General features: G+C 59.0%; 10 protein-coding genes. 7 read left to right on the top strand and 3 right to left on the bottom strand.

Going from position 1 to position 12,066, the window contains the following annotated elements; all coding sequences use genetic code 11:
- From ACMWL8_RS08020 to paaZ, 3 genes are all read right to left on the bottom strand, one after another.
- The gene (locus tag ACMWL8_RS08020; protein ID WP_028013024.1) at positions 1 to 1,971 is read right to left on the bottom strand and encodes an alkyl/aryl-sulfatase; all 1,971 of its coding nucleotides are present in this window, start codon (positions 1,969 to 1,971) and stop codon (positions 1 to 3) included.
- 163 nt (positions 1,972 to 2,134) lie between these two features.
- The gene (tynA, locus tag ACMWL8_RS08025) at positions 2,135 to 4,411 is read right to left on the bottom strand and encodes a primary-amine oxidase (protein ID WP_045261428.1); all 2,277 of its coding nucleotides are present in this window, start codon (positions 4,409 to 4,411) and stop codon (positions 2,135 to 2,137) included.
- A 203-nt stretch (positions 4,412 to 4,614) separates the two neighbouring features.
- Positions 4,615 to 6,657: a phenylacetic acid degradation bifunctional protein PaaZ gene (paaZ, locus tag ACMWL8_RS08030; RefSeq protein ID WP_045261427.1), complete on the bottom strand. Its 2,043-nt coding sequence runs from the start codon at positions 6,655 to 6,657 to the stop codon at positions 4,615 to 4,617.
- Between the two features lie 285 nt (positions 6,658 to 6,942).
- On the opposite strand from paaZ, the gene paaA reads away from it, so the two are divergent.
- The 7 genes from paaA to paaG are packed head-to-tail and all read left to right on the top strand — an operon-like array spanning position 6,943 to position 12,066.
- A complete protein-coding gene (gene paaA / locus ACMWL8_RS08035) occupies positions 6,943 to 7,872 on the top strand; it encodes a 1,2-phenylacetyl-CoA epoxidase subunit PaaA (protein WP_028013027.1) in 930 nt (309 codons plus the stop codon).
- A gap of 12 nt (positions 7,873 to 7,884) precedes the next feature.
- Positions 7,885 to 8,172: a 1,2-phenylacetyl-CoA epoxidase subunit PaaB gene (gene paaB / locus ACMWL8_RS08040; protein ID WP_003857353.1), complete on the top strand. Its 288-nt coding sequence runs from the start codon at positions 7,885 to 7,887 to the stop codon at positions 8,170 to 8,172.
- Positions 8,173 to 8,180: 8 nt separating this feature from the next.
- Complete coding sequence (paaC, locus tag ACMWL8_RS08045) at positions 8,181 to 8,927, top strand: 1,2-phenylacetyl-CoA epoxidase subunit PaaC (protein WP_045261426.1); 747 nt, start codon at positions 8,181 to 8,183, stop codon at positions 8,925 to 8,927.
- Positions 8,928 to 8,938: 11 nt separating this feature from the next.
- Positions 8,939 to 9,436 carry a 1,2-phenylacetyl-CoA epoxidase subunit PaaD gene (gene paaD / locus ACMWL8_RS08050; RefSeq protein WP_045261425.1) on the top strand — a complete coding sequence of 166 codons (498 nt, stop codon included), beginning with the start codon at positions 8,939 to 8,941 and terminating at the stop codon, positions 9,434 to 9,436.
- 7 nt (positions 9,437 to 9,443) lie between these two features.
- Complete coding sequence (paaE, locus tag ACMWL8_RS08055) at positions 9,444 to 10,514, top strand: 1,2-phenylacetyl-CoA epoxidase subunit PaaE (protein WP_045261424.1); 1,071 nt, start codon at positions 9,444 to 9,446, stop codon at positions 10,512 to 10,514.
- Positions 10,511 to 11,278, top strand: coding sequence for a 2,3-dehydroadipyl-CoA hydratase PaaF (gene paaF / locus ACMWL8_RS08060; RefSeq protein ID WP_045261423.1), 768 nt, complete (start codon positions 10,511 to 10,513; stop codon positions 11,276 to 11,278). Before paaE ends, paaF begins: the two co-directional genes overlap by 4 nt.
- Positions 11,278 to 12,066, top strand: coding sequence for a 2-(1,2-epoxy-1,2-dihydrophenyl)acetyl-CoA isomerase PaaG (gene paaG / locus ACMWL8_RS08065; RefSeq protein ID WP_120266884.1), 789 nt, complete (start codon positions 11,278 to 11,280; stop codon positions 12,064 to 12,066). The genes paaF and paaG overlap by 1 nt, the downstream gene beginning before the upstream one ends.

Raw genomic sequence — 12,066 nt, forward strand, 5'->3', positions numbered from 1 at the left:
TTACGGCGTCACAATGTTAAACCAGAAATCAAATTTATCCATATAACCGAGCATGGTGTCGAGTTTTGCACCGTCGCCAGCGATTTTCACATCACCGTTGTCTTGCGCCTGTTTGAGGGTCATCTCTTTGAGGATAATTTTGTTCAGCGTATCGCGGCTAAGAGTGATGGTAGCATCAGCATCTTTTGCCTCGGCGTTCGCCGTATGGTTCAGCACGCCATTTTCCAGTTCCAGCTTATATTTCCCGCCATCATTACCCAGATCAATATTAAACACCGATTTGGCATCGCCCGCTTTTTGTCCGTTGATGTGTACGGCAAGATAATCGAAGAACATCTCCGGGGTCATTGCCCGTACGGTATCCGGGCTGGCGGTATTCGGGGTTGGCCCTTTCACCACGCCATTACGCAACTCCTGCGCTCCGGTCAGATAGAAGTTACGCCACGGGCCGGATTCTGCCTGATAGCCAAGCTGCTCAAGCGCATCCGCTTCCAGGTTGCGTGCAGCCTGGTTGTTCGGATCGGCAAAGACCACTTTGCTCACCACCTGCGCTACCCAGCGGTAGTTTCCTTGATCGAAGTCGGTTTTCGCTTTGCTCAGTATGGCATCCGCGCCACCCATATACTCCACGAATTTCTTCGCGGCTTCTTCCGGCGGCAGTTCGTCAAGCGTCGCCGGGTTGCCGTCAAACCAGCCCAGGTAAAGCACGTAGGTGGCTTTCACGTCGTGGCTCACCGAGCCGTAATAGCCGCGGTTAGCCCAGGTATGCGCCAGCGAATCCGGGAGCTTGAAGTTAGCAGCGATTTCGTCCCGCGTTAGCCCTTCATTCGCCATACGCAGGGTCTGGTCGTTAATGTAACGATAGAGGTCACGCTGACTTTTCAGCAGGTTGACCACGTTTTCGTTGCCCCAGGTCGGCCAGTGGTGCTGTGCCATGATGATTTCGGCTTTATCACCCCAGCGTACAATCGCCTGGTTGATGTATTTCGACCACGGTAGCGGCTCGCGGATTTTGGCCCCGCGCAGCGAGTAGGTGTTATGCAGGGTGTGGGTCACATCCTCAGCGGATTCAATCAGTTTTTTCTCTTCGATATACCAGAGCATTTCTGACGGTGCTTCGGATCCCGGTGCGAGCATAAAGTCATAGGTCAGGCCGTCTATGACCTCTTTCTGGCCGTCTTTTTCAATGATGTTTGTCGGGGCAATCAGCGTCACTGTCCCGGCGGAGGTGGTGGTCCCGAGACCGGCACCCACCTGGCCTTTAGCATCGGGTTTAAGCAGGTTGCCATACATATAGCTGGCGCGGCGGCTCATCACGTTACCCGCCATGATGTTCTCGGCAACGGCCGCTTCCATAAAACCGGCCGGGGCGTAGATTTTTACCTTGCCGGACTTCACGTCAGCTTCTTCCACCACGCCGCGCACACCGCCATAGTGATCAACGTGGCTGTGGGTATAAATTATGGCGACGACAGGTTTTTTGCCGCGATTTTTAAAATAGAGCTCCATCCCGACTTTCGCCGTTTCTGCCGAAACCAGCGGGTCAACCACGGTAACACCTTCTTTCCCTTCGATGATGGTCATATTCGACAGGTCGAGATTTCGAATCTGATAAACGCCGTCGGTTACTTCAAACAGGCCGCTAATATTAATCAGCTGAGATTGACGCCATAAACTGGGGTTAACAGTCTCAGGAGCTTTATCTCCCTCTTTAATAAACGAATATTGTTGTGGATTCCAGATAACATTTCCTTGCTCCCCTTTGATAATGTCCTGAGGAAGAGGCGCAATAAAGCCTTTATGGGCATTCGTAAAATCGGTGTTATCGGAGAAGGGAAGCTGATTAAACAGGGCGTTATTGACTTGCTGTGTCGCTGCAGTGGCGTCCTTCGGGGCTTCTGCGGCAGCGGAACTGACGGAAATAACAAGTCCAGCAAGAGCAAGACTCCTGACGATCAAATTGAATTTCATCCTAAAACCTCTCAATGATGTATTACGTCGCTTGTGGAAAATTCGCGTCCTGGCTGAAAGTGATTCGAAATGAAATAAAAAAATGAAGTAGAAATAACTATAATCGGGGAGAGGTATTCAGCAAGTAAATGGATAAAACCGGGCATTGTGCCCGGTACGTTATTTATTTCTGTTCGTCTTTTTTCTTCCCGAGCGTTGGTGTCTCGTCGAAGAAGTTCCACGGTTTAAGCAGGGTATGCACCCATTCCGTCGGCATAATCGGCCACTCCTCAGCGCGCGCCACGTGGGTGGTACCGGTGGTCATCCACACCACGTCATCCTGATCGTTGAGCGACTCGTTATCCTTGCTGTACTGCCCAAGGCCCGTGTCGTGGATGGAGCGGTTCGGGAATTTCCCTTCCGGATACAGCTCGTCCGGGTGGTAACGCGTCACCCACAGCTGTTTATCCATAAAGCTCAGACGATGGTAGATCCACTCGTCCGGCGCAAATTTCGCGCCTGTCGCCACCGGATGGGTACCGCCCGCGTAAGGGATAATCTGGTACGAGACCGGGTTGCCCATGCGGTTCTCCTTGCTGGTGTTGCTCAGCAGTCGGATGGTGCCCGGGTCAAACTTCTGCGCCGCCTGCTGTTCGGTATCAATGTCATACTGGTTCACCTGCATGGTGCTGGTGCGCGGGCCGCCGGCGGTATTCGGCTTCACCTCCGGATCCATCGCCACCAGCTTGTTGTTGATGCCGTCCACGTCCATATCAAGACGGAAGTTATAGATGTGCTGATGCGTGGTGCCCACGATATTATGATCGATCAGCGTGCCGTACTTTGTGTCGTCTTTGGCGGTGGCATCATGCATGGTTTTTGCCTGCACGCCTTTCACCGCCTCGATACCCGTTGCACCGGCGTCAATGCCGATGGTGCCGTTTTCGTGGAACACCCAGTCGAAGATGTAATCGTAGTTGCCCACGGTACTCACCCAGCGCACCACCAGCTCGCGGCGTTCGGCGCTGACGTTCGGCTTGCCCATCTCCTGATGTTTATATTCTGGCCCCGCGTAGCGTTCGAAAATGGCGATCGCGCGCGGGATCTCCATCGGCGTGCCGGTGTAGTCCGGGATGGTTTCGTTGAGCATCACGGCGTTGGACGGCACGTCTTTACCGCGCACCAGCGGCGAGGTCAGGGTGCCCATGCCGTAGTCGCCGGAATCGAGATAGGCCTTGAAGTACCAGCCCACGTCCGGATCGCCGTAAGGGACAATCATGCCGCCGAGCGATCCCTGATACATCACCTGACGCTTTTTCCCGTTGTCGTTGTAAGTGACGGTCGAAATCATCGGGCCGACGCGGGAGTCCAGGCTCAGGTGGAAATCCCAGTTCTGCCAGTGCACCATGTCGCCGGTAATGGTGTAGTTCTTGCCTTCCGGCTCAATGATGTTGAGCGGTTTTTTCGGCGTCTCGACACGGTCGCGGCCGTCATAGGGGCGCGGAGTCATCGGAACCGGCACAACGGCACCTTCTTCAATCTTCTGGATTTTTTTCTGCTCAAGATCGACCACGGCCACGAGGTTCTCGATCGGGTGCGCCCAGTAGTTGCCGTCGCCGACGTCCAGATAGCTCACCACCTTAAGCAGGCGGTCTTCCTGCTTCAGGCCGTCTTTACCGTCGAAGTAGCCGACGGTAAGCGGCGTGGTGATCACTTTTTTCGGGTCGGTGATGCCGTGTTTTTTAAGCACCTCGGCAAACTCCGAGCTCTCGTTAATGATCTGCTGAACCGCGGTGAAATCATCCAGCAGCACCATGCCGTGCGCGTCCTTCACCGGCTCCCAGCGCAGGATTTTTTTATCCTTCAGGTCCACTACGCTTTCGATAACGTGCTTGCCGTCGAGCATGACGATCTTCGCCTGGCGAGGGGCGTCCACTGCCGTACCGTTGAGCACAAAGTCCCACACTTTGGCTTTCTCTGGTTCCGCAACGGCGATCTGGGTAAAGCGGGTATTGGGTTTAAAATCCGCAGAGGCTTTCACAATCCCGACAGCCTGCTTAATTTCGTCCGCCGTGAGCGCGTTTAGCGGGTGAGGACGTTTTTCAACCTGGAAGGTCTGGTCAAGACCAGACTGGAAAACATCGTTGATGAAGGTCTCTGAGATAAAGGCTTTTTTGTCCTTCATCACTACCGGCACTTCAAGATTGAGGGGGTGACCGTTGACGATGGCCGTCTTTGCGCCCGGTTTGACCTTCACGAAGGCGCCGTCTTTCGCAATGGTGAACATCTGTGCGTAATCATCCCACTGAACGTCCGCGCCAAAATCCTGCAGTGTTTTGTCCATCGGGACCATATGCGCCTCGCTGCCGTGGGCGAAAGCAGGGGATTGCCAGGAGCAACACAGCGCAACGGCCATGGCCAGTGCCGTTCTACGGGCAGAAAAAGAAGAATTGCTTCCCATCGTAGACCTCATCTTGTTGTGTTTTTAGGGTTTATTGTGTTGTGACAGCCTTATCCTGACAGGCGCCTGAGAAAAGCGTTTGCCTGCATCTGCCAGGTTATTTGTTGGTCTTGCCAGGTTAAAAAAGGCGCTGAGATAAATCACAGGTCGTGCAGAGCAATCTCCTCTCCCCGTTGGGGAGAGGGTCAGGATGAGGGAGAACGTTAGCTGAAATCACCCCGCTGGCGCGCCACCAGCGTCAGAATGGAGTAGAGCGCCACGGCCTGCTGGTGCTGGTTGAAAATCTCTACCGCCCATTCCACCACGCCGGTCGGTTTTTCCTCGGCGGTACGCTGTTTCTTCAGCGTTTTGCGCTTGCAGGTCAGACGCACCTGGATGGTGTCGCCCGGCTTGACCGGCTCGATAAAGCGCAGGTTTTCCATGCCGTAGTTGGCAATCACCGGCCCGACGCCTGCATCAACGAACAGTCCCGCCGCGGCGGAGATCAGGAAGTAGCCGTGCACCACGCGCTCGCCAAAGATCGACTCTGCCGCTCCGATCTTATCCATATGGGCATAAAAGTGGTCGCCGCTCAGGCAGGCAAAATTGACGATGTCCGTCTCCGTCAGCGTGCGGCGCGGCGTCAGCAGGCTGTCGCCCGGCTGCAGTTCCTCAAAGTATTTACGGAACGGATGGACGCGATCTTCCTGCACCGCTGCGCCACGCACCCACTGTTTGCCGATGGCGGCCAGCATCGTCGGGCTACCCTGAATCGCGGTGCGCTGCAGGTAGTGCTTCACCGCGCGCAGGCCGCCCAGCTCTTCGCCGCCGCCCGCGCGGCCAGGGCCGCCGTGCATTAGCTGAGGAAGCGGGGAGCCGTGGCCGGTAGACTCTTTTGATGATTCTTCGTTAAGGATCTGAATACGCCCGTGGGCGCGCGCCGCGCCGGCAATAAACTGGCGGGCAATGTTCAGGTCAGCGGTGACAAGCGTCCCCGCCAGGCTGCCGCCGCCCGCGCGGGCAAGCTGCATGGCGTGCTCTGCACTGCGATACGGCATCAGCGTGGCGACCGGGCCGAAGGCTTCGGTATCGTGCACCGCCGGGGTTTCATCCGGCTGCGGGCAGAACAGCAGGGTCGGCGGGAAGAACGCCCCCGCGGCCTGCAAATCCGCTTTGCCGCCCAGACGGATCTGGCAGCCTGCGGCGACCAGCCGATCCACTTTCTCCTGCACGTCCGCGCGCTGTTCAGCGTTGACCAGCGCCCCCATCTTCACCCCTTCCTGCGCCGGGTCGCCCATCACCACCTTTTCCAGACGGGCAATCAGCGCCTGGCTGACGGCATCAACCTGGCTTTGCGGGACGATAATCCGGCGAATGGCGGTACATTTCTGCCCGGCCTTGGCGGTCATTTCGCGGACCACCTCCCGAATGAACAGGGCAAACTCCGGCTGCTCCGGCGTGACGTCTTCACCCAACACGCAGCAGTTCAGGGAGTCGGCTTCCATGGTGAACGGGATCGAATTCGCCACAATATTCGGGTGCACGCGCAGGCTTTGCCCGGTGCTGGCGGAGCCGGTAAAGGTCACCACGTCCTGGCTGTCGAGCTGGTCGAGCAGATCGCCCGCGCCGCCGCAAATCAGGCTGATGGCGCCGTCCGGCACCAGCCCGCTGTCCACGATGGATTTGACCATCGCCTGCGTCACCTGCGCGGTAGCGGTGGCGGGCTTGATGATGGCGGGCATCCCGGCAAGCCAGGTCGGCGCGAGTTTTTCCAGCATTCCCCAGCAGGGGAAGTTGAAGGCGTTGATGTGTACCGCCACGCCGGATTTCGAGGTCAGAACGTGGCGCGCCGCAAAGCCGCCTTCTTTCGACAGGGGGATTAGCTCATCTTCCGGCCACAGCGTGTCGTCCGGCAGCTCGCGGCTGCCCAGGCTGGCGTAAGTGAAGAGGGTGCCGATGCCGCCTTCAATATCGACCCAGCTGTCCGCCCTCGTCGCGCCCGTCTGGGCGGACAGGGCATAAAACGCCTCTTTTTCGCCGAGCAGGTGTTTCGCCACCGCTTTCAGCATGGCGGCACGTTCAATAAAGGTCATGGCGCGCAATGCCTCGCCCCCATGCTCAATGGCATAGCGACGGGCGGCCGCCATGTCCAGCCCTTCGCTGGTCACTTCCCAGAGTGCTTCGCCGCTGATGGCGTGATGAATCGCGCGTTCGCGGCTCCGGCCAGACTGCCAGTTACCGGACAAGAAGCTGGCTAACTGCTGCATCGCTTATCTCTAAATGTTTCGTGATTTCACTATTAATAGTTTGATCGTGAATCATAAAAATCAAGCTGTGTTTTTAATGAATTGTTAACGTTGTGATCTGGCTGGACGAATCGCGTCGCGTAAGGGCGCTTTGCAAAAGGCCTAGCGTAAAAGCCTTGCGAGCAGCATCACAAAACCGGGAAACAATTCTTGGGGTTATATTTAACCTTTGTGTAACTTTTAAAAAACAAAGTGATTCAACATTACGCTTTAATTTGCAAACTAACGAATCATAAAGGTGATGACGTGACGCAAGAACAACGGTTTGAGCAGCGCATAGCGCAGGAGACGGCGATTGAGCCTCAGGACTGGATGCCGGAAGCCTACCGTAAAACGCTGATCCGCCAGATTGGTCAGCATGCGCACTCCGAAATTGTCGGCATGCTCCCGGAAGGGAACTGGATAGCCCGCGCGCCGACGCTGCGCCGAAAAGCGATCCTGCTGGCGAAAGTGCAGGACGAAGCCGGACACGGGCTTTACCTCTACAGCGCGGCGGAAACGCTGGGCTGCGCGCGGGAAGACATCTACCAGAAGATGCTCGACGGCAAGATGAAATATTCCTCCATCTTCAACTATCCGACCCTGAGCTGGGCCGATATCGGCGTGATCGGCTGGCTGGTGGACGGCGCGGCCATCGTCAACCAGGTGGCGCTGTGCCGAACCTCCTACGGCCCGTATGCACGGGCGATGGTGAAAATCTGTAAAGAAGAGAGCTTCCACCAGCGTCAGGGTTTTGAAGCCTGCATGGCGCTGGCGCAGGGCAGTGAGGCTCAGCGTCAGATGCTGCAGGACGCCATCAACCGCTTCTGGTGGCCAGCGCTGATGATGTTCGGGCCGAACGACGACAACTCGCCGAACAGCGCCCGCAGCCTGGCCTGGAAAATCAAACGCTTTGGCAACGACGAGCTGCGCCAGCGCTTTGTCGACAACACGGTTCCTCAGGTGGAGATGCTCGGCATGACGGTGCCGGATCCGGACCTGCGTTTTGATGAAGAGAGCGGTCACTACCGCTTCGGCGAGATCGACTGGCAGGAGTTTGACGAGGTCATTAACGGGCGCGGCATCTGTAACCACGAACGTCTGGCCGCGAAACGCAAAGCCTGGGACGACGGGGCGTGGGTGCGGGAAGCCGCGCTGGCGCACGCCGAAAAACAACGTACCCGTCAGGCCGCATAAGAGGAAATAACCATGAGCAATGTCTACTGGCCGCTGTACGAAGTATTCGTACGCAGCAAACAAGGGTTATCCCACCGTCACGTGGGCAGCCTGCATGCCGCCGACGATCGCATGGCGCTGGAAAATGCCCGTGATGCCTACACCCGCCGCAGCGAAGGGTGTTCTATCTGGGTGGTGAAGGCGAGCGAGATTGTTGCCTCCCAGCCGGAAGAGAGCGGCGAGTTCTTCGACCCGGCGGAAAGCAAGGTTTACCGCCATCCGACGTTCTACACCATCCCCGACGGCATCGAGCATATGTGAGGCAAAGAATGAACTCAGTGACTGCCTATGCCCTGCGTCTGGGCGATAACGGACTGGTGCTCTCCCAGCGTCTCGGCGCCTGGTGCGGCCACGCGCCGGAGCTGGAAATCGACCTCGCGCTCGCCAATATCGGCCTCGACCTGCTGGGGCAGGCGCGCAATTTCCTGACCTATGCCGCGGAATTAGAAGGCCAGGGCGATGAAGACACGCTGGCGTTTGGCCGCGACGAGCGCCAGTTCCGCAACGTCCTGCTGGTGGAGCAGCCGAACGGCAGCTTCGCCGACACGATTGCCCGCCAGTACCTGATGGACGCCTGGAACGTGGCGCTGTACGAACGCCTGTCTCAGAGCAGCGACGGCCAGCTTGCTGCCATCGCCGCCAAAGCCATTAAAGAGGCGCGCTACCACCTGCGCTTCAGCCGCGGTTGGCTGGTGCGGCTGGGTGACGGGACCGAAACCTCCGCGCAAAAAATGCAGCAGGCCATCGACAGCCTGTGGCGGTTTACGGCGGAGCTGTTTGACGCCGATGAGGTCGAGCTTGAGCTGATTGACGCCGGCGTGGCGGTGGATCCGCGAACCCTGCGCCAGCCGTGGGAAAGCGAAGTGTTTGCTGGTCTGAAAGAAGCCTGTCTGCAGGTTCCCGCAGAGGTGGCGTACCGCACCGGGGGCAAGAAGGGGCTTCATACCGAACATCTGGGTCCGATGCTGGCGGAAATGCAGTATCTCCAGCGCGCGTATCCCGGTCAGCAGTGGTAAAGGAGAACGCTATGCAACGCCTCGTCGACATCGCGCCTGCGCAAATTCCGCAGATCTGGTCGCTGTTAAGCCATATCCCCGATCCGGAAGTGCCGGTGTTAACCATCACCGATTTAGGCATGGTGCGCAGCGTGAAGGCGCAGGGGGAAGGCTGGGTGATTGGCTTCACGCCAACCTACTCGGGCTGCCCGGCAACGGAACACCTGCTGGGGGCGATCCGCGAGGCGATGACCGCGCACGGCTTCACTCCCGTGCACATCGTGCTCCAGCTTGAACCTGCCTGGACCACCGACTGGATGACCGCCGACGCGCGCGAGCGCCTGCGGGCGTATGGCATCAGCCCACCGGTGGGGCATAGCTGCCACGCGCACGCCCCGGCAGAGGTGAGCTGCCCGCGCTGTGCCAGCACCGACACCTCCCTTATCAGTGAATTTGGTTCGACGGCCTGCAAAGCGCTTTACCGCTGCAATACCTGCCGCGAGCCCTTCGACTATTTCAAATGTATTTGAGGCTGCCATGACAACGTTTCATTCATTAACAGTGGCAAAAGTGGAACCCGAAACCCGCGACGCGGTAACCATCACCTTCGCGGTGCCGCAGGCGTTGCAGGAGGCTTACCGCTTCCGCCCCGGCCAGCACCTGACCCTGAAAACGACGCTGGGCGAAGACGAGCTGCGCCGCTGCTACTCCATCTGCCGCAGCACCGCGCCGGGTGAGATCAGCGTGGCGGTCAAAGCCATCGACGGTGGGCGCTTTTCCCGCTATGCCCGGGATGAGATCAAAGCGGGCATGGCGCTGGAGGTGATGGTTCCTCAAGGGCAGTTTGGCTACCAGCCGCAGCCTGAACGTGAAGGCCACTACCTGGCAATTGCCGCAGGCTCCGGGATCACCCCGATGCTGGCGATTATCTCCGCCACGCTTTCGATCGAATCCAACAGCCATTTCACCCTGATCTACGGCAACCGCAGCAGCCAGAGCATGATGTTCCGCCAGGCGCTGGCGGACCTGAAGGACAAATACCCGCAGCGGCTGCAGCTGGTCTCCATCTTCAGCCAGGAGCGGCTGGACAGCGACCTGCTCTTTGGCCGCATCGACGGGGAAAAGCTGCAGGCGCTGGCGAAAAACCTGATCAACTTCTGCCAGTACGACGAGGCCTTCATCTGCGGTCCGTCGGCGATGATGGACGACGCCGAAGCGACGCTGAAAGCGCTGGGGATGCCGGAAAAATCCATTCACCTTGAGCGCTTTAACACCTCCGGAATCCCCGTTAAGCGCGCGGTGCACGTGCAGGCGGAGGGTCAAAAAGTGACCGTGCGCCAGGACGGGCGCGACCGTGAAATCACCCTGACGGCGGACGACGAAAGCATTCTTGATGCTGCCCTGCGTCAGGGAGCGGATCTTCCGTATGCCTGCAAGGGCGGCGTCTGCGCCACCTGCAAATGCAAAGTGCTGCGCGGCAAGGTGGACATGGCAACCAACTACAGCCTGGAGCCGGACGAGCTGGCCGCCGGGTACGTACTGAGCTGTCAGTCGCTGCCGTTAACCGCCGACGTGATTGTCGACTTTGACGCGAAGGGGATGGCATGAGCGAACTGATTGTTACCCGTCATGGCCGCGTGCTGCAGCTGACGCTGAACCGTCCGGAGGCGCGCAATGCCCTTAACAATGCGCTGCTGGCGCAGCTTGCGGAACAGCTTGAGGCTGCCGCCGTGGATGCCGACATCGCCGTCTGCGTGATTTACGGCAGCGAGCGCTGCTTTGCCGCCGGGGCCGATCTCAACGAAATGGCGGAGAAGGACCTGCCCGCCACCCTGAACGATATCCGCCCGCAGCTATGGGCGCGCATTAACGCGTTTAACAAACCGCTGATTGCTGCCGTGAACGGCTTCGCGCTGGGCGCAGGCTGCGAGCTGGCGCTGCTGTGCGACGTGATCATTGCTGGCGATAACGCCCGTTTCGGCCTGCCGGAAATCACGCTGGGCATCATGCCCGGCGCGGGCGGCACCCAGCGTCTTATCCGCAGCGTCGGTAAATCCCTGGCCAGCAAAATGGTGCTGACCGGCGAGAGCATTACCGCAGAGCAGGCGCTGGGCGCCGGGCTGGTGAGCGATCTCTTCCCGGCGTCTCTGACACTGGAGTACGCCCTGAAGCAGGCGGCGCTGATGGCGCGACACTCTCCGCTGGCGCTGCAGGCGGCGAAGCAGGCGCTGCGGCAGTCGCAGGAGGTGCCGCTACAGGCCGGTCTGGCCCAGGAGCGCCAGCTGTTTACGCTGCTTTCCGCCACCGAAGACCGCCGGGAAGGTATCGACGCCTTCTTACAAAAACGCACCCCCGACTTTAAAGGACGCTAATTGTGGAATTTATTCTCAGTCACGTAGAACAGGGCGTAATGACCATTACGCTGAACCGTCCGGAGCGTCTGAACAGCTTTAACGACGTGATGCACCAGCACCTTGCCGAGTGCCTGAAGCAGGCCGAGCGCGATGACGCCATCCGCTGCCTGCTGATCACCGGGGCAGGACGCGGGTTCTGCGCCGGTCAGGATCTGAATGACCGTAACGTCGACCCCAACGGCCCGGCGCCGGATCTGGGGATGTCTGTCGAAACCTTCTACAACCCGCTGGTGCGCCGCCTGGCAAAGCTGCCGAAGCCGGTCATCTGCGCGGTTAACGGGGTGGCGGCTGGCGCGGGAGCTACGCTGGCGCTCGGCTGTGACATGGTGATTGCCGCCCGGTCGGCCAACTTCGTGATGGCCTTCAGCAAGCTCGGCCTGGTGCCGGACTGCGGCGGCACGTGGCTGCTGCCGCGCGTGGCCGGACGCGCCCGCGCCATGGGGTTGGCGCTGCTCGGGGACAAACTCAGCGCCGAGCAGGCGCAGGCGTGGGGGATGATCTGGCAGGTGGTGGACGACGACCAGCTCTCCGCCACGGCGCAGCAGATGGCGCTGCACTTTGCCTCGCAGCCGACCTTCGGCCTGGGCCTGATCAAGCAGGCGATCAATGCTGCGGAAACCAACACCCTCGACGCGCAGCTTGACCTGGAGCGCGACTATCAGCGTCTGGCCGGTCGCAGCGACGACTACCGCGAGGGCGTCAGCGCTTTCCTCGCGAAGCGCGCGCCTAACTTTACGGGGAAATAA

It is taken from the genome of Enterobacter sp. 04-C-12-SI-ECC, from assembly GCF_047530715.1.
Lineage (GTDB): Bacteria > Pseudomonadota > Gammaproteobacteria > Enterobacterales > Enterobacteriaceae > Enterobacter > Enterobacter bugandensis.